Source organism: Rossellomorea sp. LJF3 (assembly GCF_037046045.1).
Lineage (GTDB): Bacteria > Bacillota > Bacilli > Bacillales > Bacillaceae_B > Rossellomorea.
In genome coordinates this window covers 63653-87107 of record NZ_JBANLY010000015.1, presented here as the reverse complement: position 1 = coordinate 87107, position 23455 = coordinate 63653, and the positions used below count along the sequence as shown (strand labels likewise).

The following is a 23455-nucleotide window of genomic DNA, read 5'->3' as shown; positions in this document are numbered from 1 at the left end:
AAGACACCCTTTCTAGTTTTGAAATTCAATCGTCACATCGTATCCTAATTGTTCAAAGAAACCCTTCAATGACTTTTCAGCATTTTTTTCAGCAGCTGGAAGGATCCCCTGTTCGATCGCTTCCTGACTGATTTGATCCTTCGCCACTTCCGCAAGGGCAAATCCTTCATTCCAATCCACATCGTTCCGGAAGATCCCTTCTACGGAAAAGGTCTTGATGTTGTCCGTATCGATCGACGGTTCCTGAAGGATTTCGGCACGGGGGAGTGTTAATTGAATTTCTTTCTTCTCTTCATCTACTACTATATCCTTCTCATCAATCCCTTGTAAATCGACCCCTGCAAGAACAGTTCCGGGCACGACCATCAGAAGCTTCCGTTTCGTTCCGGGGAGGTCCGCATTGATTTCTTTCCCGAATAATTGATTATCTTCCTGCTCGATCACCGCTTTCACAAACCCTTGAGCCGTAGCCAGTGAACTCATCTCTTGAATCCGTTCCACAAATGAACCCCTTTCTTCTGTAAAAGTAGAGCCCGATAACAAGGAGTAGACCCCTATCGCTGCTCCTCCTGTCACTAACAGGAACACCAACAGAAAGAGCACGAATCTCCTCTTCCAAAAAGTCAGGAGTGTATGGGTCAATCCCCGACGCCTGCTGCTTCTATTTTCAACGGCCAAAGAGGCACCTGTTTGTCTTTCAGTCGCCTTCAAGTCTGCCAGGATCTCTTCCAATTCTTGTATTTTCTTGTATTGACTTGTCAAATCCCTCACCTTCCTCTCTTCTATTATAGGAAATAATGTAGAATCTTGGAAACCATTATTCTACTTCTATATTTTGGTAAGTTTGAAGTTGATCTTACCGGGAAAAGAAGGGACAAGACATAAAAACACGGAGGTAATGATCATGTATAAGGTTCTAACAGTTGAAAATGCAGTAGAAGCCAAAAAGGAAATCGACATGTTCACAAGTGAAGGGTATACGAAAGATGACATTTACGTATTCGCTCATGACAAACATCGCTCTAAACACATTACCGAGGCAACAAATACGGAATCAACCGGTATAAAGGAGCAGGGAATCCTTGAATCCATGAGTAATATGTTCAACAGCCGCGGAGATGAACTGCGTTCGAAAATGAAGTCCGTAGGGATGAATCAGGCAGAAGCCGATGCCTATGAGGAAGAACTTGATAAAGGCAAGCTTGTCATCGTCGCTTCCAAAGAAGCTACGAATAATAATGCGAAACCCTTCTAAGTTGGCCTGACAGCTGTGTAAAGACGTCGATGGTTTTTCATCCGGCGTCTTTTTTGTCGTCATCCATAGCCAAAATGATTTGTATTTAACCATCCGATATTATATCCTTTAGTCAGACTTTTACAATGAAACGAAACCACAGGAGGAATGCAGCCATGAAAAAAACACTCACGATTGCCGGATCCGATACAAGCGGAGGCGCCGGGATCCAAGCCGACCTTAAAACCTTCCAGGAGCACGGCGTATATGGTATGACGGCTCTTACCACTGTCGTGACCATGGACCCTGACAACCATTGGCACCATAACGTTCACCCACTGTCCATCGACACTCTGGAAGCACAATTGGAAACGGTTATGTCTGTCGGGATCGATGCCATGAAAACAGGGATGCTCGGCACGGTCGAGATCATCGAACTTGCAGCGAAAAAAATCGATGCATTCGGTTTAAATAAAGTTGTCATCGATCCAGTCATGGTATGTAAAGGGGAAGATGAAGTTCTTCACCCTGAAACAACCGACGCTATGAGAGAACATCTATTGCAGCGCGCGACTGTCGTGACCCCGAACCTGTTCGAAGCGGGTCAGCTTGCCGGGACAGGTCCGATTAAAACCATTGATGAAATGAAGGAAGCAGCCAAGAAGATTCACGACCTGGGAGCGAAAAACGTTGTCATCAAAGGCGGAAAGCAATTAAAGCACGATAAAGCACTGGATCTATTCTTTAACGGGAATGAATTCACCCTGCTTGAAGAAGAAAAAGTGGAAACGACGTATAACCACGGGGCTGGATGCACGTTCGCAGCAGCCATCACCGCAAACCTTGCCAATGGACAAGACGTGAAGGAAGCCGTCACAAACGCCAAAACATTCGTCACAGCGGCCATCAAACACGGCTTCAAACTGAACGAATACGTAGGACCCGTCATGCACGGAGCCTACAACCGTTTCAATAAATAATTCTTTCCCGGCCAGGTGCCAGGCACGAATCAACCCTTTCGTGCCTGGCACCTTTTTTGAGGGACGGACCTCTATTGTCACGAATCCCCCCTTCCTCCTCAATCATACTTTTCGCAATCACTCATGAATTTTAGTAAGATAGTACATAATGGTTAAGAGTCTTTTCTGTATTTAAGGAGGAAAAAGAATGGAACCGATCAAGATTGCCGATGTGCAGGGAATCATCACCCAGCTTGCCCGTCAGGACGTTTATATACATTTAGAAACCACCAATGGAGCCTACGCTTCACACTTCAATGAAGGCTTCTTCTCCGCGGGAGCCTATATACGCAACGCAAAAGTGAACTATGAGCACGGAAAAATCATCGGGGACGGACCTTACCGTGTCGGCCTTAAAATCGAACTCGGCTGGATCTATGCCGAGGGTCTGACTCATTATGAATTCGATGAACAGGGCCGCCTGCTGCTCGCTGGACATGGCGGGGACGGGAAACTCGCCGTTGCCCTTGAAATCAGTCCGACCCCTTTCAATTAAACTACTTCAACCTATAAATAAAGGAGAGGTCAAAATGGAAAAAGAAAGACAGGTACTGGTCATCTTCCCTCACCCGGATGATGAAGCATTTGGTGTATCAGGGACCATTTCCACCCACGTGAACAATGGAACCCCCGTCACCTATGCATGCCTCACATTAGGGGAAATGGGAAGGAACTTAGGGAACCCGCCATTCGCGACCCGGGAATCCCTTCCTTTAATCCGGAAAAAAGAGCTGCAAAAAGCCGCCGATGTGATGGGGATACAGGATCTTCGCATGATGGGTTACCGTGATAAGACCCTTGAATTTGAAAATGATGAAAAGCTTTCAAATATGGTGACGGAGCTGATCGAGGAATTAAATCCGTCCCTCATCATCACGTTCTACCCGGACTACTCCGTCCACCCGGATCATGAAGCAACGGCAAGAGCCGTCGTCCGTGCCGTCAGACGCCTTCCGAAAGCGTCAAGGCCAAAGCTTCACTGCCTGGCATTCTCTAAGAATTGCGAAGAAGAATTGGGGAAACCCGATATCTTTGTTGATATCACACCAGTCAAAGATCAAAAAATCGGTGCCATGAAGGCCCACATCTCCCAAACAGCCTGGATGCTGAAAGATCTTGAAAAAGGGATCCAGCAGAATGATCCTGAATCATTAAAATGGGTCACCGTTGAACGATTCTGGAGCTATCAATGGGAAAATGACAACGTAAAATAATAAGGTAAGAAGAGTCTGGGCCGTTGCTCAGGCTCTTTTTTTCATGTGGGGCCTTCTATGAAAAAATAGAAAGAATATAATAGTGAGTGATTACTCACTTTACAGAATGATCTACTTACTTTATATTATAAGTGAGTAATCACTCACTATTTTTTGAAAGGTGTGATTCACATGGATCCCATTATCCAATTACGTGAGCTGTCAAAGTCTTTTGGCTCACAGAATGTATTACAAACGATCAATCTCAACATTCCTAAAGGCCAAATCTATGGATTATTGGGCCCGTCAGGCTCAGGTAAAACGACGATCATCAAGCTCATGATCGGACTTGAAACGCCCTCATCCGGAACGGTGACCTTCAAGGGGAACAAGCTGAAGGCAGGCGACCTGTACCCGACCATCGGATATATGTCTCAATCCGATGCCCTATACGATGAGCTGACCGCCAGAGAAAACCTATCCTTCATGGCGTCCCTGTACGGATTAAAGAAAGCCGAACGAAAAGCGCAAATCGAAAAAGTGATGAACACCGTTGATCTTCTGGAACACCTGAACAAGCCGGTTCATCAGTATTCAGGCGGGATGAAGCGAAGACTCTCACTCGCCATCGCCCTCCTTCATGACCCTGAAGTCCTTTTTCTTGATGAACCGACCGTCGGGATCGATCCCGTACTGCGAAAAGAAATCTGGGACAGCTTTCACCGCCTGAAAGAAGAAGGCAGGACGCTGATCATCACGACTCATGTCATGGATGAAGCCGAAAGATGCGATGTACTCGGTCTCCTGCAGCATGGAGAAATCATTTCAAGCGACACGCCTGCCGGGATTAAAGAAACATATGGGGTCACTTCAATTGAAGATGTCTTTTTGAAAAATGGAGGTGTTTCCGTTGAGAATTAGAGGGTTTGTCGTCCGTATCCTTCAGCAGCTACTCCGGGATAAACGCACATTGGCCTTGATGTTCCTGGCACCGCTCCTGATCCTCAGCATGCTGTCCCTTGTTTTTGACACGGAGGATTATGACGCAAAGGTCGCCATTGTGGATCTGCCGCAACAGTTGGAAGCGAAGGTTGATACAGAGGATTTTCAAGTCTATCCGAACCCCGATGAAGCATTGAAGGACGTTAAAAGTGGCGAACTGGATGGCTATATTTCATTCGAAGACCCCACTACACCATCCATTGTCATCGAAGGAAGCGATCCCACTGTCAATGGGGCCGTCATGAAAAAGATCCAGACCTTGTTCCCATCTCCTTCACAAAACATGACCGATGAAGTGAAGTATGTGCACGGAAGTAAGGATATGGGGATGTTTGACTCATTTGGACCCGTCCTCCTTGGATTTTTCGTCTTTTTCTTCGTCTTTTTAATCAGTGGAGTCTCCTTTTTAAGAGAGAGAACGACGGGGACCCTTGAGCGGTTGCTTGCTTCTCCCATTAAAATCTGGGAAATGGTCGTCAGTTACGTCATCGGCTTCGGGATTGTGACGCTCCTTCAGGCATCCCTGATTTCTTGGTACTCGATTTATATCCTGGATATGATGATGAAAGGCAGTTTTTTTAACGTATTGATCATCATCGTCTCGTTATCGTTCACCGCTCTTACTCTCGGAATATTGCTGTCTGCTTTTGCTAAAAATGAATTACAGATGATGCAGTTCATTCCGATCGTCGTGGTTCCTCAGATCTTCTTCTCAGGGCTATTCAATCTGGAGACCATCTCCGGGTGGCTGAGCTGGATCGGACCCATCACCCCGCTTTATTATGCCGCTGATGCATTAAGGGACGTGATGATACGAGGCTATGCATTCGGTGATCTGCTCTTTAATCTATCCGTACTGATCGGTTTTTCTCTACTCTTTATCGTCCTTAATGTTGCAGCCCTCCGAAAATACCGTAAAATATAGGGTAGGAATGACCGAACAAGTTAGGGGTTTGAAAATGTCTGAAGAAAAAAATATATTCAAACAGTTATTCGATGAAGAAGAATCGCTGACAGAAAAACAACAGAAAATCGTGGAGGCCGCCATCGAAATGTTCGCTGAAAAAGGCTACGCCTCCACTTCCACCAGTCAAATCGCCAAAAAGGCAGGCGTCGCAGAAGGAACCATCTTCCGGCATTACAAAACAAAGAAGGACCTGCTTCTTTCGATTGTGTCCCCTACGATGGCCAAACTGATCGCTCCCTTTGTGATCCGGGATCTCAATAAAGTGCTTGATGCCAAATATGACCGGTACGAAGATTTCCTGAAAGCGATGATTTTGAATCGCCAGGAGTTCCTGAAAGAGAATATGACGGCTTTTAAAATATTGATACAGGAAATCCCTTTTCATCCTGAGCTGAAAGAACAGTTCAGAGAGCATATCGCTGAAAAGGTATTCGAAAAATTCGTCCGCCTCGTGGATCATTATAAAGAGAAGGGACAGATTATCGACCTGCCGTCCCCCGCTGTCGTGCGATTTTCCGCTACTAGCATCTTCGGCTTGCTCATCGTTCGGTACCTCTTCCTTCCTGAAGCCGAATGGAATGATGAAAAAGAGATCGAAATGACCGTGCAAATGATCGTAAACGGAATCGGGAAGAGATAAAACGTGCTGAAAGGACTCCAAATCGGGGTCTTTTTTCTGTTGTGCGTGGATTCCTGGAGCGTTTATTTTCAATTCCACCACTTATATTTTCAAAAATCCATTTTTATTTTCAAATCTCACCCTTTTATTTTCAAAAACGGGATTTTATTATCAAAACCGAAATCCCACTCATCCGTTTCCCACCTCCCCCCATCGGGTAAAAACGTACTATACATCACAAGGAGGTAATAGAATGAGTTTCCTTTTTCATGAAAGCACGTTGAAAGATCAGCATATCCTCATCACCGGTGCCACTGGCGGCATTGGATATGAAACGGCAAAAGCAGCCGTTCAAGCGGGCGCCAGGGTGACGATTACAGGGAGGAATGAGGAAAAGCTGAATGAGCTGAAAGCAGACTGTCAGGATCCAGACAGGGTCTTCCTCTATAAAGCGGACCTGACGAGTTGTGATGACCGCGAACAGCTTTTAACTGCGGCAAGAGAGCAGCATGGCGTCATCACAGGGCTCGTGAATTCAGCCGGGATAGGCGGCGGTGATATGGTGGAGAAATTATCCGAAGACGATCTGCGAAAAATCATGGAGCTGAACTATTTTTCATTGGTCCAGCTCTCCCAGGCCGTATATAACCAAATGAAGGGAGTAGAAAAAGGTGCGATCGTCAACATCTCTTCCCTCTCCGGACTGAGAGGCACCCACGGAAACAGTGCGTACAGTGCGTCCAAGTTTGCGGTGACAGGGTTCACACAGGCCTTTGCCCATGAAGCGATCGAGCACAATATCAGAGTGAACGCCATTTGTCCCGGATATGTCGATACAGAAATGGGTCGAAACGCCATTCAGTCAAAAGGGGAACGGGAAGGCAGAAGCTATGAGGAACAACTGGAGATTGCGAAGGACAGCATTCCTTCAGGAAGATTGACCTCTCCTGTTGAAGTCGCCAACACCATCGTCTATCTATTAAGTGATGCTGCCGAAAACATTGTCGGGGAGTCAGTCAAAATTTCAGGGGGCAGCGTCATGCGCTAATCCCATGAAGAAACGGGCAGGGGTTGTTGACCCTTGCCCGTTTCACGTTTCTAGCTGCCCTCTTGAATCTTCTTTTTAATTTCATCAATGTATTTTTTCTTTTCTTTTTCATTGGTGAGCTGGTCACTGTTTTTATCCTGGAGGTATTTTTGAAGTGCCTTTTCAATCTCTTCATGTGAAGCGTCTTCCGATATGACTCCGGTCTTCTTTAGCATCTCTATGATCTTTTCATCGTTGGCCAGAACATCCATCTTGCTCGCAGGCTGGTCCGTTTCGTCAGCAGGTACATCCGAATGGACTTCAGTAGAATCCTGGTCCTTCTTCCCATCATCTGCAGCACATCCACCCAGCAACAAACCTCCCAAAAGAAAGGCGAACACCCATTTACCACTCATCCCATCACTTCCCTTTCATAGAGAATGAACCTTGTATACTATATTATATAAACTACCCTGCAACCCCTTTATAAAATCATTAATCGTTCTAATAAGTGGATAATAAGGGAAAATTAGTGCATTCATCACTTACTTGATTCTGTAATATATGATTTAATAGATAGTACTATGGATCGATTAAAGAGAAGAAGGTTGTGGAAATGGGTCCCTTCCGCTTCTTTATAGAGTAAAAGCCGAGAGAATTTTTCTCCTCTTTTTTTTACTTTAAAATCGAACATATGTTCTATTGGTGGTGAAAAAAATGGATCCATTAGTGAGTGAATTTTATCGTCATTATCCTCATCTCAAATACAATAAAGCCGTTGAGTCCTTTATCAGTCAAACGGAGAACCGGAAATTAGTCGAAGATTTTTTACGTCATCCCAGCGCAAGTAAGGAAGATCATTTAAACGAAGCGTTTAAAGCCTATTATTTTGATATCCGATTTACCTCTTACGTCAGTTCATCCCTTTATTTTCACAGTGTGAACTTTGACAAACATATAAGAAAATATAGCGAACGGCATCCTCTTACCCTGGATGACCAGGTGGGTGAAGATGGTGGATCATATGTGGACCTTGTTCCGGATCCGGACTCGGATATTGCACCTTTCACCAATTATTCGACTTTAATGGAATGCCTGGAGAACGAGGAGCTCCTGCAGGCCTATAAAACATTGACCGACAAACAGAAGCATATCCTGGATTTAGCCTATGTACAAGAACGATCTGATACGGAGATTGCAAGGATACAGGGCGTATCCCAACAAGCCATCTCTAAGACCCATCGAAAAGCGTTACGCAAATTAAAATCCATTTTAGAAAAAGGAGAATCATAAACCATGGGAATTTTATACGATCTAGTCAAAGAAGCGAAGGGCAACACGGAATATGAAACGAAGATCATCAGGAGGTTCGAACCGAAAATCAGGAAATCGCTGTACCTGACCCGACTCGAAAACAGGGACGACCTTGAGCAGGAGCTAAAAATCAGATTGATCCGGTATGTCAGGGACTATTCATTGGAAAATATACCGGGATTATTTGACGAAAAGAAGCAGTAAGATCAGGAGAAAAATATTCCATTTGTTTCAAGCGTATAGGACAATCTTGAATCCGGGAAGCCTTAGAATAAGGAGGCGATGTATAATGAATACATTCGAAGTATTATCTCTGATGCTCAGCTTTGGGATGTTCGTGATTGCGATTCTGAAAGCCAATGATGAAAATAAACATTCATGAACACGCTTTTGAGCGTGTTTTTTTTTTGCAAAAAAACCTCCCCAAAACGAGAGGAAGGCTTCCGTCACTCTATTCTTCATTCATCACTGACTTCAGATCCACCTCATACAACTTATCGTCGTTCTCACGGGGGATTCCCCGCCCATCTGTGTTGTTGGAGACAAAATAAAGGGTGTCCCCTTCCACCAGCACATCCCTGACACGTCCAAATCCTGTGAGAAGATCGGTTACTTCCCCCGTTCCCGTATCAAACCGCTTTACGCTTTGACCAGCCAGGGCTGCGAACACGAAATCTTCCTTCCAGAAATCCGCTCCTGAAGGGGCCCATGAAGGTTCACCGGAGTTTGCCAGCGGGGAAATCATGGACTCGTCCTTTTCATCTCCCGTGATCTTCGGCCAGCCGTAGTTGTTTCCGGCCATGATCAGGTTGACTTCATCATATCCATTCGGGCCATGTTCGGTTTCATAAAGTTCACCTTTCCCATTCCACGCAAGGCCTTGGGGATTCCGGTGGCCGTAGCTGTAAACGTATGAATGGTCAAATGGATTATCCGACGGGATCCCACCATCCAACTCCATACGAAGAATTTTCCCACCGAGGAATGAGGGATCCTGAGCATGATCCTGCCTTGTGGCATCCCCGGCGGTAATATAGAGCTTGTGATCGGGACCGATTTCAAGCCTGCCACCTTGATGATACTGCCCGCTTGGAATCCGGTCCAACAGGAGTTTTTCCTCGGTCCATTGGTTTGCAGTCCGCTTCAGGGATACGACCCGGTTGTAATTGTCCCCGGAATCATCGTACGTATAGTAGGCAAATGCCTGATGATTGGTCTTGAAATCGGGATGAAGCACAAACCCCAGCAGTCCCGCTTCGGGTCGATCCGATAATGGCTTGGAAAGACTGGTTTTGACTACGGATTTTTTTCCATCCTTTATTTCAACAATGTCACCTGTTCTTTGTGTAAGGTAGAACACATCCCCAAGCTTCTGGATGGACCAGGGAATGGAGAGGTCCTGCGCCACTACCTTACTCTCGACACTTGGTCTCGTGACCGATTCACTTTCTTCCTGCTGCACATCTGGCTGTCCGAACGAACACGCACTAAGTAATAAGCTCTGACTGACGATCAATACGAGCCAACTCATTTTGATTTTCATCCTACCAGCTCCCCTTATTCACTCTTTTTAACCAGTATGGACAACAGAAGAGGTTCTCATTACTTTGCCGGCTGTTGGATGACTTCCTGAATGGCTTTGGCCACACCATCTTCCTTATTGGTTGCCGTGATGAATGGACAGAAGTCTTTAATCTGATCCAGGGCATTTCCCATGGCTACGGGTCTTCCGACTACTTTCATCATGGACAGGTCGTTGAGATTATCCCCCATGGCCATGGCGTTCTGAGGAGACAGCCCTTTATCTTTCAGGAGTTTCTCAAGGGCGACGCCTTTTTGTGCCTCTAGGCTGTTCACTTCAATATTCTCTTTACCCGATGAGCTGATGGCGATGCCTGTAAGTGCATTTAATTTCTCGTTCGCTTCCTGCAGCTGCTTCTCATCAAAGGAGAATACAAGGAATTTGTATACAAGCTGGCTGTCATCTGCGAATAGGACCCCGTAATCTTCCACCAGTTTGATATGTCCTTTTTCGAAGCGCTCCCTGGCAGCTTGTCTCACTTGTTCTTCAGACACGCCGGGATTGGCCGTTGTGAAAATGTTGACGATCAATTCGACTCCCATTTCATAGTTTTCCGTATACGTTCCCTGATCGGTGTAGACTTCAAAGTAAATGCCGGTTTCATTCAAGACAGCGGCAATCTCTCTTGCGCGGGTTGATTCAATCCCTGCCTGATAGATGATGTCACCTTGTTTGTTCCGCACTTCTGCTCCATTGGCACAGACGATATCGCACGAGATGCCTGCCTCCTGTATGACATAACGGGCTTCCTCATATGACCGGCCTGTGGCAACCACTACTTCGATTCCCTGCTCCTGTGCGTCCAGGATAGCCTGCTTATTCGCTTCACTGATTTCCTGGTTTTCATTTAATAGCGTTCCGTCCATATCTGTAGCAATGAATGTAATCATTTGTAAACACCTTCCTGTTGTTGAATATTCTTAATTTAGCCATTGTATCATGAAATATTTATTCACTTATAGTAATGGACGTTCAAAATCTGGATTCTGTCAATTATCAGAAATTGAAAGGGTTTTCATTCATCACTATAGAAGAATAGTATGGAGGTATATTTTTATTAGGGGGATGAAGATGAAAGGACTTATTTCATTATCTAACAAAATCATGCAGCGTTATTTACCGGATCCATTTTTATTTGTGGTCATTTTAACGTTGGTCGTGTTCGGTCTTGGGCTCATTTTCACTGAAAGTTCGAGTCTTGAGATGGTTCAGTATTGGGGGGACGGATTCTGGAGCCTGCTTGCCTTTTCCATGCAGATGGTACTGGTCCTTGTGACAGGGTACGTTCTTGCCAGCAGTCCATTATTTAAACGGTTCCTCGGGTTTCTTGCTTCGTTTGCAAAATCTCCCGGTTCTGCCATTGTGATCGTGACCGTCGTTTCCATGATTGCAAGCTGGATCAACTGGGGGTTCGGACTGGTCATCGGGGCATTGTTTGCAAAAGAACTGGCCAAACGGGTGAAGGGCGTCGATTACCGCTTGCTCATTGCCAGTGCCTACTCAGGATTTGTGGTCTGGCATGCAGGATTCTCCGGGTCGATCCCGTTATCGATTGCGACTGACGGTCATCCGTTCCAGGATCTGATCGGGGTCATCTCGACCAATGAAACCATCTTCGCAACGTCCACTCTCATCATCGTGGCGGCATTATTCATTGTCCTGCCAATCACAAACAGGATGTTAATGCCAGCTAAAGAGGAGACGATAGCGGTTGACCCTGAGCTCTTCAATGAAACAGCTGCCACCCTTGAAAAAGAAGCGTTGACTCCTGCCGATAAGCTTGAGAACAGTATGATCTTATCGATTATTGTGGCGGTGCTCGGAATTGTGTTTTTATTCTCGTACTTTGTTAAAAATGGTTTCGCACTAAATTTAGATATCGTCAACTTTCTGTTCCTATTTCTGGGCATCCTCTTCCATGGTACGCCGAAGCGCTTCCTTGCCGCTGTACAAGAGGCCATTAAAGGGGCAAGCGGAATTGTCATCCAGTTCCCTTTCTACGCGGGGATCATGGGGATGATGACGGCATCCGGACTCGCTGTGGTCATGAGTGAAGCTTTCGTATCGATATCAAATGATGTGACGTTTTACTTCTTTGCCTTCCTGAGCGCAGGGATCGTCAACTTCTTCGTTCCTTCCGGTGGAGGACAGTGGGCCGTTCAGGCTCCGATCATGCTCGATGCCGCTCAAACCCTCGATGCATCGGTCGCCAAGACCGCTATGGCCGTTGCATGGGGTGATGCATGGACCAATTTGATCCAGCCATTCTGGGCTTTGCCGGCATTAGCCATCGCGGGACTGAAGGCAAAGGATATTATGGGATATTGTGTGATCATCCTTGTCATCAGTGGCGTCGTCATTTCACTGGGATTACTATTTTTGTAGTGGAATAAACAAAAGTGCCATTCTCCGGGATGGCGCTTTTTACTTGGAATCATAAAAAGGCCGGCCTCCTAAGAGACCGGCCGGTATGTATAGACACTCATTATCTTTTATATTGGCTTACCTTCTATCGTACACTTTCCCTTCTCTCCAGCTCCCCTTCTAACATCTCAATAAATTCTTCTTCCAAACCCTCTTCCTGTGCCAATTGATAGACATTGGCCAACTGTTCTTCTGTAAGTTTTGTTAAAGACGTCATCCATTACAACTCCTGACTATCTAAGGTATGAATTCTTTATACCCACTTAAAAGAAGGATAAACCTCTATTTTCAAAATATATAATCTTTTATTAGTTCAAAACTCACCTGTACCTGAGTTATTATTGAAATTTTTAAAAATTTTAGTAAAATGAAAGGTGTACATAAAGATAGCGCTTTCTTTTTTGTGGCATTCCTTACTTATGATTTATTTACCACTGTATGTTTGACCTGTCCCTTCTTTGGGAAAACCATTTGAGGGATACATACATGCCTTTCCTGGAACTTTCTATGGACAAATTTATATGTATGCATTAGAATGAATAATGTTTCATTTTTCCGTTACTACTATTTCTGAGGTGAATTTATGAATCAGCAACATCGCTTTACACTAGCAAGTCATTTACGATTTATCATCCCTTCCTTATTGGGAGTTTTCTTATTTATGATACCGATTCCGGGGAAAGACGGGATTACGATACCGATCGCGGTCTTATCCGGGCTTCTGCAGGATTGGATCGGCAGCTATGTACCGTTCATTATGACAGGCTTGATCATCCTGACGGTCATCGGGACGTTCATCACAAAGCTCGCACACCCGGATTTCATTGAGAAATCACCGTTTTTTTCAAGTCTATTCGATGTTCGACCTGTATGGGCCGTTGTCAGAGTAGTCGGCGCCATCTTTGCCGTGATGACTCTGTTTAAATTAGGGCCTGAGTGGGTCTGGTCTGATGCAACAGGGGGACTTCTGTTAAACGCGGACGGACTTCTTACCATTCTTTTTTCTGTATTTCTTTTTGCAGGGCTCTTCCTGCCGCTATTATTGAATTTTGGACTACTGGAATTATTCGGGGCACTCTTAACGAAAATCATGCGTCCTGTATTCGGCCTCCCGGGTCGTTCCTCCATTGACTGCTTAGCGTCATGGCTTGGGGACGGTACGATCGGCGTATTATTGACAAGTAAGCAATATGAAGATGGGTATTATACGAAGAAGGAAGCAGCGGTCATTGGGACAACCTTCTCAGTCGTATCCATCACCTTCTGCCTTGTCGTCATTTCCCAGGTGAATCTTGGGGAATACTTCATTCCATTTTACCTGACCGTATCGGCCTCCGGACTCCTTGCAGCGATTATCCTGCCGAGGATCCCGCCTCTATCCCGAAAGCCTGACACGTATTTCAATGGTCAGGAAGGGAAGAACACGATGGAAGAGATCCCTGAAGGTTACAGCCGGGTCGGTTATGGCTACGAGCAGGCTCTTGTACAGGCAAAGAACAACAACAGTGCATCGAAGTTCTTCTCTGATGGAATGAAAAACGTGTTGGATATGTGGATGGGGGTAGCTCCCATCGTCATGGCGATCGGGACGACGGCCCTGATTGTTGCCGAGAATACGAAGTTCTTCGAATACATCGGTATGCCGCTTATTCCGATCCTCGAGCTTCTGCAAATCCCGGAAGCAACGGAAGCATCACGCTCCATCCTTGTCGGGTTTGCTGATATGTTCCTGCCGGCCATCTTCGGATCCGGAATTGAAAGTGAGCTGACGCGCTTTGTCATCGCCTGCTTATCTGTTACGCAGTTGATCTACATGTCCGAGGTTGGAGGATTGCTGTTAGGGTCCAAGATCCCTGTCGATTTCAAGGACCTGGTCATCATCTTCCTGCAGCGTACATTCTTGACGTTACTTGTAATTGTAGCGATTGCTCATATGATTTTTTAAAAATAGGAAACCCAGGTTCGGATTTGAACCTGGGTTTTTTGATAGGAAAAAGTATTAATGCTTTTGAACCACCGGAAAGGTGACTTCCACTTTCGTTCCTTTGTTCACTTCCGACTCAATCTGAAGGGATCCTTTATGGTCTTCGATGATCTTTTGACTGATCGTTAGACCCAGTCCCATGCCCTTTTCCTTCAGGGTGAAGAACGGCTCTCCCAGTCGTTTCAAACGATCAGGAGGGATGCCGGTCCCCTCATCCTCGATGATGATATGAATAGACTCATTCCTTAATTTCCAGTCGACATCGATTTTCCCTTCATCCATGGACTCAATGGCATTTTTAATAATATTGATGAAGACTTGTATGCATTGATTCTTATCCCCGAACACATGGATCGGGGAGGATGGAAGTTGTATATTCAACGTGATGCCTTTAAGAAGGGCTTCATGTCCCATGACCTTGACTACATACCTCATGACGTCACTCATATCAAATGACTGGTATTCCCTCATTTGAGGCTTGGATAAAATGAGCAGCTCTCCAACGATTTGATTGATCCGATCCATTTCAGAAGACATGACTTTAAGGTAGTGGCCGGATACATGCTCATTTTCTTCCAGCAGCTGAATGAAGCCTTTGATGCTTGTGAGGGGATTTCTGATTTCATGTGCGATCCCTGCCGCCAGTTCCCCCACAACGGAAAGCTTCTCTTTTCTTAACAGCATTTCTTCGGCGATCTTCTGCTGGGAAATATCCCTGCCGATGATGACCAGTCCCTTTCGTTCATGATTCGAATGGAATAAAGGGACTTTAATGACGTCAAAGGTCTTGAACTCTCCGTTCGGAAGAAAAAACCCTTCTTCACACCGTGTGACTTGTTCTGCTTTCCATGACTCCTCATCGGAATCGATGCAATAGTCAAAGGCGTCTTTAAAGAAGGGAACCAGTTTGCCCAGCTCTTTATCCGTCTTACCGACATAATCAATGCCTTCCAGATTATACAGCTTCCGTCCAAACTGATTCACCTTCAACCAGCGTCCTTCCCCATCCTTGAAACAGACAAAATCGGGCAGTGAATGCAGAAGGGTCGAGAGCTGATTCTCTTCTTCCAACAGTTTCTGGTGTTTTTGCATGAACCGGTTTCCTTCCTTTAACAGGAAAAGGAGAACCGCTGCCGCTGTACTCACCAGAAGAAGTGAAGCGACGATGTTCCAAGGCTTATCAAGCATGAGTATAGCGAGGATCTGAAACACGAATAGAGCCATCATGATCATGATTAATTTGTGGAATGCATGTGATTTTGTACGATTCGTTTTCTCTATCATTTTAGTCACCCGTCTCACTCATACTTTTTTCTAAAATAAATTAAATATATACGGTCCAATCGATGTGATATAAAAGAGGACATAGATTCCCATAAAATAGAAGGCACCTGCGAAGGACCCCCACTCGGGATCTCTTCCTTTCTTCCAGATCACCCAGGTGATGACGCTTAACAGCAACAGCAGTGCATAGCTGCTGCCGGGGAACACAAAATACTCCGGTGCCACCTGGTAAAAATATGGGTTCATCGCTTTACTTGTATAGGTGATCGGCATAAGGAGGAAGATGATGATTGAAGCATATTCCGCCCAGCTGATCCCGTCTTTTTCAAATACATTCGGTCTGAATATATAAAGCAATATTAACAGGAATAAAGAAGGTAAAAACCAATAAAAAGATGTGAGGGTGGTGACAATGCTGCTGAACATCATGAGGACCCCGTTGTTGAGGGCTTCCCTCACTGATCTTCCAGACCATTCAGTACTCTCTGAAACCACCTGCTCATTCTGAGATGCCCCATATAGTTCATATGTACCACCATCATAATTAAACCAAACCAGTGATTCGTCCGTTAATTGTACAGGAAAATACGTCACATGTTTTGTTGTGTTGAGAGAGGTTCCCTCCAACGTGTCTGCATCTTCAAACGGTGCCGAGTAAAGGCGGATGGAGCTGTTATCCCCGACCTGTTGTCCTTCTGACGTGAACAAGATCGAATCTTCTCCGCCGAGCTTCACAAACTGGACTCCACCGGGGCTTACAAGTTTTTCACCGGTGCTTTTATTCACGAACTCCAGTTTACTCCCGGTCAGGATGGAGGCTCCTAATTCTTGTAACGGGGCCTGTACCTTGTACACATTATAAGAAAGGGTTCCTTGAGTACGGGACTTCTCATTATAAAGCACGTTAAGCTCCCCATCCTCCGCTTTAAACGTCAATCCGTCCATCTTTTTATTCGGTGCTGTATTCACGATCATAAACGGTTTTTCAGTTACTTCCCCTTTTTCATCCATATAGTAAACTGAATCATGCGTATCATCTTTTTTTACCTGTATGACGGAAGTGCCGTCCGCCTCGATATGAATGTCAGAAATTTCAGACTGAAATGTATAGACTTCGTCAATCGAACCTTCTTTGAGTCCATACTGGAACAACTTTTCTTTTTTCCAAAAATAAATCTTATCTGTTCCTGTCCCTAATCCCGTGATCTCTTTTGAAAGAATCTCATCCTTTTGATTCAGGGTCAGGACTAAGTTCCCATTCTTATAATAGATGACTTGCTTCCCATCTGTCCAAAATGGGTAGCCCCTTGTGATTTTCGTATCAATGCGTTTCTCGTTTGATACGGTCAGTTCATCAGTGATGGTAAGGGCATGGACCTGTCCTTCACTTGATACATATAACTCTTCATTGTTTTGAAACACTTGTGGCTTCTCTTCAGCAGTAATATCAAGTGGGAGTGACCTGCTCCAATCCGGCTGAGGAAGTTCTTTCACAAGAAATAGCTGGTGAACGAACAGGGCAGCTACAAACAACACCATGACCCCTAAAGGTATACCGAATACTTTCATTTTTTCTCTCATCTGAAATCCCCCTTTTGGAATGTGTTAGACTTCTGAAGTTTAGCATAATCCAGATGCGCTTTCACCATTTTTTTCCACAAAAGGGAGTTCCCTGTCTTGCATTCTCTCTCATTATATCATGGACATATCAAATATTGTCATTTTTTGTCGTATTTTCAAAGACATTTTGAACATTTAAAAAAGGATCCCCATGAACGGTTTCACAGGGATCCTTTCTCTTATTTGGTTTTCAGTTTATCCAGCATATCCGATGTCATCTTGGCTAAATCGTATTCCGCTTTAAAGCCCCATTCGTTCATGGCTGCACTGGAATCGATGGCGTTTGGCCAGCTCTCTGCAATGCTCTGGCGAACGGGATCGACGTTATAATCCAGTTTGAAATCCGGCTGGTGGACGCGAATCGCCCCGGCAATGTCTTCAGGCGCCACGCTCATGGCTGACACATTGAAGGAATTACGATGCTCAAGCTTTGAACCGTCCGCTTCCATCAGGTCGATGATTGCATTAAGGGCGTCCGGCATATACATCATATCCATGTAAGTCCCCTCACCAATATAGGAAGTATACCCATTATTCTTGATCGCTTCGTAGTAGATTTCTACAGCATAGTCCGTCGTTCCACCACCTGGCAGGGTTTCATATGAGATCAGGCCAGGGAAACGAAGTCCTCTAGTGTCCACTCCGAATTTTGTGAAGTAGTAATCTGAAAGAAGCTCGCCGGATACTTTGTTCACCCCGTACATGGTCGTAGGGCGCATGATCGTATCCTGTGGTGTCGAATCCTTCGGTGTAGACCGGCCGAATGCTCCAATGGAACTCGGTGTGAAGAATTGGCATCCTAATTCTCTTGATGTCTCAAGGGCATTCACGAGCCCTCCCATATTCAGGTTCCATGCAAGCAGCGGCTTCGCTTCTGCAGTCGCGGATAATAAAGCGGCCAGGTGAATGACCGTATCCACGTTATGTGTTTTGGCAATATCGAACATTTTCTCGCCATTGGTGACGTCAAGTTGTTCAAACGGTCCATTTTTCACAACGGGACTGTCCGTTTCGCGGATATCCGTCGCGATGACGTTATCCGAACCGTATACTTCGCGCATTTTATTGGTGAGCTCGGACCCGATTTGTCCAAGGGCACCCGTTACTAGAATCTTTTTCATCGTCTTTCCTCCTGCATTTACCTTTGGTGATATCGTAAAAAAACAGGGCTGACAAAGGGCCAGTCCCTATATGATTATTAAATGATTCCCATCTCTTTACCGACTTTTTCATATGCCGCAATGGCTTGATCCAACATTTCCTTCGTATGTGCAGCGGAAGGCATGTTTCTTACACGGCCTCTTCCCCTTGGTACAGTCGGGAATACGATCGATTTTGCATAAACCCCTTCTTCATACAGACGCTTACTGAAGTTCTGCGTTGCCTGTTCCTCACCGATGATCACAGGTGTGATAGGTGTTTCACTGTTACCGATATCGAACCCAAGCTTCGTCAGCTCTTCCTTCAAATAACGGCTGTTTTCCCACATATTATCCTGTAGTTCTGTGGAATTCATGATAAGATCAAGTGCTTCCGTACAAGCCGTCACATCTGCAGGTGTCAAGGATGTAGAGAATAGGAATGGACGGGAACGGACTTTTAACCAATCGATCAGATTTTGTGTTCCTGCTACATATCCACCGACTACCCCGATCGCTTTCGATAATGTACCCATTTGGAAGTCGACTTTATCGGACAAACCAAAGTGCTTAACGGTACCTGCACCTTTACCAAGGACACCGGAACCGTGGGCATCATCCACGTACGTCATGATGTCGAATTCCTCAGCGATTTCGACGATTTCAGGAAGCTTACATACATCCCCATCCATGGAGAATACGCCATCCGTGATGATCATGATTTTGTTATATTGACCGGAATTCTTAGCCTCTTTCGCTTTTGCACGAAGATCTTCCATATCGGAATGACCAAAACGGATGATCTTGGCTTTTGATAGACGGCATCCGTCAATGATGGATGCATGGTTCAGTTCATCTGAAAGGATGGCATCATTCTTATCCATCACGGCTGAGATGGCAGCCATATTACAGTTGAATCCTGATTGATACGCAATCGCTGCCTCTGTACCTTTGAATTTCGCAAGCTTTTCCTCAAGCTTCACATGAAGATCCAGCGTACCGTTGATCGTACGGACCGCTCCTGCTCCCACACCATATTCTTTCACCGCTTCAATCGCTACCTTTTTCAGGCGTTCATCTGTAGCGAGTCCAAGATAGTTATTAGAAGATAGGTTCACAAGCTTTTTCCCGTTAATGGTGATCACCGGTCCATTTGCACCTTGCAATGGATCGATTTCATTATACAAACCGCGTGATTTTAAATCTTCAAGGTTCTCTTGTAGAAAGTGATCTAATGTCTTGCTTGTCATATACTCGTCCTCCTGTTATGTAAGCGCTTTAGAAACAAATGTCCACTCCAAAAATACAATATTTATCAGTTGGTTCTTTGTGTTTTCTAAGGATTGTTCTATTTTTTAGTTTAACATGTTTTTTCGTGATGGACAAAAAATATCTTCAGATTCCGGTTTGATGTTAGTGTTCCCTTAATGGTTGAAGTTAGTTGAATTTATTTGGGGGAAAATAAAAGATGAACAAAAGCCGTCACTTATGTTCATCCCTGTTCGTTATTTTACTATCTTGCCTTTTACCCGGTGTTCGAGTATGGCTTCGTGCATTCTTCTCAGGGCCAGGTCGACCCGTTCTTTGGGGCAGGCGATGTTCATCCGGACAAAGGATTGGCCGCTTTCTCCGAATTTGAAGCCTTCGTCAAATTTGACTCGGGCTTTTTCCAGGAAGAATCTGCAAAGCTCTTCCCCTTGCATGTCGAGACCGGTGCAGTCGATCCAGATCAGATGTGTGGCCTGTGGCTGGGTGGCCCGAAGTTCCGGCAGATGCTGCCCCAGGTAGTTCTCTACATACTGTTTATTCTCTTCCAACACCATCATGAGCTCATTCAGCCACGGTTCCCCTTCCTCATAAGCCGCGATGGTGCCTTCGATCCCAAACACATTCGGCCGCATCAGTCCAAAGCCGGTGAGCTTGTCCTGATACTTTTCCCTTACCTCTTCATTAGGAATAAGGAGAATGGAGGTTTGCAGCCCAGCTATGTTAAAGGTTTTACTTGGAGCGGCACATACTATGCTTCTCTTAAGCAGACTCTCATCACCTTTAAAGAGAGGAATATGTTCAAATCCTTCGTACACTAAGTCTCCGTGCATTTCATCAGAGATGATCCATAAATCATGACGTTTGGCGATATCACCGATTTTCGTCAGTTCTTCATCCGTCCACACCCGCCCCACAGGGTTATGCGGGCTGCATAGAATAAGGATCTTGGACCGGCTCGCTTTCGCTTCCAGATCGTCGAAATCAATGGAATACACGCCATCTTTATAAAGTAACGTATTCTTCACCACCGAACAGCCGTGATTCTCAATCGTGCTATAGAAAGGATAATAAACCGGATCCTGAATGATGACACCGTCTCCAGGTTCAGTCAGCACGGACAGCAGTACATTGATTCCGGGAATGATCCCGGGACTGAAGCTGATCCATTCTTTCTTAATATCCATTTGGAAACGTCTTTTCCACCATGACATAATGGACTCAAAGTATCGATCGCTAAACGTCGTATAGCCGTAAATACCGTGCCGGGCCTTCTTGTTCAGTGCTTCCACAATGGCAGAAGAAACCTGGAAGTCCATATCTGCTATACACATAGGGATCACATCCCCTTGTGGAAACGACCATTTAACGGAGTGAGTATTCGTTCTCTCGATGCAATCATTCCAATTCATATCCCAATGCCCCTCTCGAATCTATCTTTCTTTACTTTATACCAGATTGGGGCCCGGTTGAATACAAACAAAAAGGAATTTCCCCTTATCTCTTTTCATGACCCTTGCTACTTTACCGTTTTCTCCACCTTAGCTTTTCGATTCACATGCTTCAATCCTTCACGTATGCTGAGTGGAGCCAGCTCCTCTGAGGCGATGAAACGTTCCACCGCTTCGGGATTCGTTTTTGAATACTCCCTAAGGGCCCAGCCGATGGCCTTCTGGATAAAGAATTCGTTGGATTGATGATGCATTTTGATATATCTGAATAGGCGCGTCTCATCGGTTTTGTCCTTATATTTCAATTGATGGAGTATGGCGATGCGGTTCAACCACATATTATCTGAATGAATCCATTTCTCTAAGTATGTGTCATCTTCTTCCTTTTGATATATTTTCCCTACATGATTGGAAGCGATATGATCAATCGTATCCCACCAGGATTTTGTTACGATCATTTCTTCCAAAAGGGGAAGATGCTCTTCTGTTAAGTATCTTGATTGTTTATCGATCAGGCCGAGAGCGGCGTATTGGCATTCCCGCTGAGGCCGAGACCAGAGAGAACGAACAATATCGGGCAATTCCTCAATGGATGGCTTACCGTTCTCCTTCAGAAAATCACGGAGCAAGAGAGTGCGTTCCGGACTCTTGATGCCAAAGAACTCAAATTGATTTCTCATATAAGCTTCCATGGCTTCCCGGTTTTCACTGTTTTGATGATCTTTCAATAGGGCAACTAGTTTATCAGCATACTCATGACTCATGTACCGTCTCCTCCTTCTGACACCGTTCCTCACATTCAAAACAACAGCACTTTCCGTCCCCGATTTGAACACCGTTAAAGAAACCGTCCAAACAATAGAGGGGCTTTTGACAGAGATAACAATAGTCTACAAGCTCTTTCATACTCCCACCCATTCCTTTTAATATAATAATCCTGCTTACCTGAACTCTATTCATACTTCTGGATGATCGTTTGAAATACCTTTTAGAATGTAAAAAAAGACAACCCTTAGCTTGCTATAGGATTGTCTCGTTTTGTCATCTGTCTTGCAATGAGAAAGTGAAGCAGCTTTTTGCTTTGAGGCAGTGAGAATCCAACGATGGAACCGAGTCCCAAGGCGATGATCACGGTACCGATCCCCACAGGGCCACCCAATAACCACCCGAAGAAGAACACGATGATTTCCATTCCATTCCGAACCCATTGAACTTTCCAACCCGTTTTCTCAACGACCAGCAGCATGAGACTATCCCGCGGCCCCGCTCCGAGATCCGCTGATACGTACAGGCCGATTCCATACCCGATCACCACAATCCCAATGGCAAACACGATGGTTTGAGCCACAAGCGAATGAGGATCAGGCAGTATAAAATTGAATACATCTATGAAAATACCAATCAACAGCATATTGATAAAAGCACCTGCTTTAGGAAATGACCTGGTCCCAACACCTGTCACAAACAGGATGACGAAGCCTACAACGATGGACCACGTTCCGATCGTCAGACCAAGTTGCTTGAATAACCCATAATGGAATACATCCCAGGGTCCAATTCCAAGGTCTTTCCCCTTGATCGTCAAGCTGATGCCAAACGACAGCACGAGCAGTCCCACAAAGAAAAACGACCAGCGTAAACTCTTTTCTTTATTCATGAAAATCCCTTCCTACACCATAGTCAGTTCATTAATTACCCGGATAACTGTATCACAAAATGCCGGACAAAAAAATTTCATAAAGCCTATGGGTTTGGTGGGGATACGCTTGTTGGTGGAGTGGTTGAATGGTTTTTACATATATTGTTAATTGGCTGGATTTCATGGGATTTCGGCTGGATTTTTGTGATAAACGGCTGGTTTCGTGAGCATTTCAGCTGGATTTTCACGTAAAACGGCTGGATTATCGGAGAAATCGGCCGGATTTACATAGACCAGACTTGTCAAAAACGATGGAAAAGGGATAAACTGCCCTCTACTCTTCAATCAACTCAATGATTTCTCCATCGGGACCAAAGAAAAAAGCCACTTTCCATCCATTTTCAAGAAGAAGGGGGCCTTCCACAGGCATCAACCCCTTTTCATTTAAGAATCCAACTTCCTTTTCAAGATCGTCTGCTTCCAATGCTATATGAAGGAATGCACATGCTGAGCCCTCACCATCTCCAGATTCCTCTATGAGCTCCAACCGGCAATCCCCCTTTTTCAAAAATAGGATGTTCTCATTTCCCCATTTAAAAATCATTTCTTCCTCAAACCCAAAGTGGGCTTGATAAAATTCCTTCGATCTCTCCAGGCTCTTTACATTCATCCCAATATGATGAAGTCTCAT

General features: G+C 45.0%; 26 protein-coding genes. 13 read left to right on the top strand and 13 right to left on the bottom strand.

The window, feature by feature from the left end:
- Window positions 1–12 precede the first annotated feature (12 nt).
- The gene (locus V8G47_RS14760) at window positions 13–771 is read right to left on the bottom strand and encodes a DUF4230 domain-containing protein (RefSeq protein ID WP_442970860.1); all 759 of its coding nucleotides are present in this window, start codon (window positions 769–771) and stop codon (window positions 13–15) included.
- Window positions 772–904: 133 nt separating this feature from the next.
- On the opposite strand from V8G47_RS14760, the gene V8G47_RS14755 reads away from it, so the two are divergent.
- The 8 genes from V8G47_RS14755 to V8G47_RS14720 all read left to right on the top strand — a co-directional run bounded on the left by V8G47_RS14755 (window position 905) and on the right by V8G47_RS14720 (window position 7082).
- On the top strand, window positions 905–1255 hold the full coding sequence (locus V8G47_RS14755) for a general stress protein (protein WP_159363113.1): 351 nt from the start codon (window positions 905–907) through the stop codon (window positions 1253–1255).
- A 155-nt stretch (window positions 1256–1410) separates the two neighbouring features.
- The gene (gene pdxK, locus V8G47_RS14750) at window positions 1411–2214 is read left to right on the top strand and encodes a pyridoxine/pyridoxal/pyridoxamine kinase (RefSeq protein WP_336200799.1); all 804 of its coding nucleotides are present in this window, start codon (window positions 1411–1413) and stop codon (window positions 2212–2214) included.
- A 187-nt stretch (window positions 2215–2401) separates the two neighbouring features.
- Window positions 2402–2749 (top strand): YojF family protein, encoded by a 348-nt coding sequence (locus V8G47_RS14745; protein ID WP_034765008.1) that lies wholly within the window; start codon window positions 2402–2404, stop codon window positions 2747–2749.
- A gap of 34 nt (window positions 2750–2783) precedes the next feature.
- Entirely contained in the window at window positions 2784–3467 is a 684-nt protein-coding gene (gene bshB2, locus V8G47_RS14740; RefSeq protein ID WP_098438675.1) for a bacillithiol biosynthesis deacetylase BshB2, read from the top strand.
- A gap of 171 nt (window positions 3468–3638) precedes the next feature.
- Window positions 3639–4367, top strand: coding sequence for an ABC transporter ATP-binding protein (locus tag V8G47_RS14735; RefSeq protein WP_336200798.1), 729 nt, complete (start codon window positions 3639–3641; stop codon window positions 4365–4367).
- Complete coding sequence (locus V8G47_RS14730) at window positions 4357–5373, top strand: ABC transporter permease (RefSeq protein WP_336200797.1); 1017 nt, start codon at window positions 4357–4359, stop codon at window positions 5371–5373. Before V8G47_RS14735 ends, V8G47_RS14730 begins: the two co-directional genes overlap by 11 nt.
- Window positions 5374–5407: 34 nt before the next feature.
- Window positions 5408–6055, top strand: a complete 648-nt coding sequence (locus V8G47_RS14725; protein WP_336200796.1) for a TetR/AcrR family transcriptional regulator — start codon at window positions 5408–5410, stop codon at window positions 6053–6055.
- A gap of 232 nt (window positions 6056–6287) precedes the next feature.
- Window positions 6288–7082, top strand: a complete 795-nt coding sequence (locus V8G47_RS14720; RefSeq protein ID WP_336200795.1) for an SDR family NAD(P)-dependent oxidoreductase — start codon at window positions 6288–6290, stop codon at window positions 7080–7082.
- 50 nt (window positions 7083–7132) lie between these two features.
- Here the strand turns inward: V8G47_RS14720 and V8G47_RS14715 are convergent, their stop codons facing one another.
- Window positions 7133–7477, bottom strand: coding sequence for a hypothetical protein (locus V8G47_RS14715; RefSeq protein ID WP_336200794.1), 345 nt, complete (start codon window positions 7475–7477; stop codon window positions 7133–7135).
- 301 nt (window positions 7478–7778) lie between these two features.
- Between V8G47_RS14715 and V8G47_RS14710 the strand changes: the two genes are divergently transcribed.
- From V8G47_RS14710 to V8G47_RS14700, 3 genes are all read left to right on the top strand, one after another.
- Window positions 7779–8354: a sigma-70 family RNA polymerase sigma factor gene (locus V8G47_RS14710; RefSeq protein WP_336200793.1), complete on the top strand. Its 576-nt coding sequence runs from the start codon at window positions 7779–7781 to the stop codon at window positions 8352–8354.
- A gap of 3 nt (window positions 8355–8357) precedes the next feature.
- Entirely contained in the window at window positions 8358–8579 is a 222-nt protein-coding gene (locus V8G47_RS14705) for a helix-turn-helix domain-containing protein (protein WP_336200792.1), read from the top strand.
- 85 nt (window positions 8580–8664) lie between these two features.
- The gene (locus V8G47_RS14700; RefSeq protein ID WP_219169586.1) at window positions 8665–8757 is read left to right on the top strand and encodes a putative holin-like toxin; all 93 of its coding nucleotides are present in this window, start codon (window positions 8665–8667) and stop codon (window positions 8755–8757) included.
- A gap of 69 nt (window positions 8758–8826) precedes the next feature.
- Here the strand turns inward: V8G47_RS14700 and V8G47_RS14695 are convergent, their stop codons facing one another.
- Both V8G47_RS14695 and V8G47_RS14690 read right to left on the bottom strand, forming a co-directional pair.
- Window positions 8827–9918 carry a PQQ-dependent sugar dehydrogenase gene (locus V8G47_RS14695; protein WP_336200791.1) on the bottom strand — a complete coding sequence of 364 codons (1092 nt, stop codon included), beginning with the start codon at window positions 9916–9918 and terminating at the stop codon, window positions 8827–8829.
- 59 nt (window positions 9919–9977) lie between these two features.
- The gene (locus V8G47_RS14690; protein ID WP_336200790.1) at window positions 9978–10847 is read right to left on the bottom strand and encodes a Cof-type HAD-IIB family hydrolase; all 870 of its coding nucleotides are present in this window, start codon (window positions 10845–10847) and stop codon (window positions 9978–9980) included.
- Window positions 10848–11028: 181 nt separating this feature from the next.
- On the opposite strand from V8G47_RS14690, the gene V8G47_RS14685 reads away from it, so the two are divergent.
- Window positions 11029–12342, top strand: coding sequence for a short-chain fatty acid transporter (locus V8G47_RS14685; protein WP_336200789.1), 1314 nt, complete (start codon window positions 11029–11031; stop codon window positions 12340–12342).
- A gap of 124 nt (window positions 12343–12466) precedes the next feature.
- On the opposite strand, the gene sda is transcribed toward V8G47_RS14685, so the two are convergent.
- A complete protein-coding gene (gene sda / locus V8G47_RS14680) occupies window positions 12467–12598 on the bottom strand; it encodes a sporulation histidine kinase inhibitor Sda (RefSeq protein ID WP_224944160.1) in 132 nt (43 codons plus the stop codon).
- Window positions 12599–12964: 366 nt separating this feature from the next.
- Here sda and V8G47_RS14675 point away from each other — a divergent pair, with 366 nt between their 5' ends.
- Window positions 12965–14326, top strand: coding sequence for a YjiH family protein (locus tag V8G47_RS14675; RefSeq protein WP_336200788.1), 1362 nt, complete (start codon window positions 12965–12967; stop codon window positions 14324–14326).
- A 54-nt stretch (window positions 14327–14380) separates the two neighbouring features.
- Here V8G47_RS14675 and V8G47_RS14670 read toward each other — a convergent pair whose 3' ends face one another.
- The 8 genes from V8G47_RS14670 to V8G47_RS14635 form a co-directional block, all read right to left on the bottom strand.
- A complete protein-coding gene (locus tag V8G47_RS14670) occupies window positions 14381–15649 on the bottom strand; it encodes an ATP-binding protein (RefSeq protein ID WP_336200807.1) in 1269 nt (422 codons plus the stop codon).
- Window positions 15650–15679: 30 nt separating this feature from the next.
- Complete coding sequence (locus tag V8G47_RS14665) at window positions 15680–17230, bottom strand: hypothetical protein (RefSeq protein ID WP_336200787.1); 1551 nt, start codon at window positions 17228–17230, stop codon at window positions 15680–15682.
- A gap of 218 nt (window positions 17231–17448) precedes the next feature.
- Window positions 17449–18390: an L-threonine 3-dehydrogenase gene (locus V8G47_RS14660; RefSeq protein ID WP_336200786.1), complete on the bottom strand. Its 942-nt coding sequence runs from the start codon at window positions 18388–18390 to the stop codon at window positions 17449–17451.
- Window positions 18391–18467: 77 nt separating this feature from the next.
- Complete coding sequence (locus tag V8G47_RS14655) at window positions 18468–19658, bottom strand: glycine C-acetyltransferase (RefSeq protein ID WP_336200785.1); 1191 nt, start codon at window positions 19656–19658, stop codon at window positions 18468–18470.
- A 255-nt stretch (window positions 19659–19913) separates the two neighbouring features.
- Window positions 19914–21086 (bottom strand): MalY/PatB family protein, encoded by a 1173-nt coding sequence (locus V8G47_RS14650; RefSeq protein ID WP_336200784.1) that lies wholly within the window; start codon window positions 21084–21086, stop codon window positions 19914–19916.
- A gap of 107 nt (window positions 21087–21193) precedes the next feature.
- Window positions 21194–21889, bottom strand: a complete 696-nt coding sequence (locus V8G47_RS14645) for a DNA alkylation repair protein (RefSeq protein ID WP_336200783.1) — start codon at window positions 21887–21889, stop codon at window positions 21194–21196.
- A 248-nt stretch (window positions 21890–22137) separates the two neighbouring features.
- The gene (locus V8G47_RS14640; RefSeq protein ID WP_336200782.1) at window positions 22138–22782 is read right to left on the bottom strand and encodes a YczE/YyaS/YitT family protein; all 645 of its coding nucleotides are present in this window, start codon (window positions 22780–22782) and stop codon (window positions 22138–22140) included.
- A 316-nt stretch (window positions 22783–23098) separates the two neighbouring features.
- On the bottom strand, window positions 23099–23455 hold the full coding sequence (locus tag V8G47_RS14635; RefSeq protein WP_336200781.1) for a VOC family protein: 357 nt from the start codon (window positions 23453–23455) through the stop codon (window positions 23099–23101).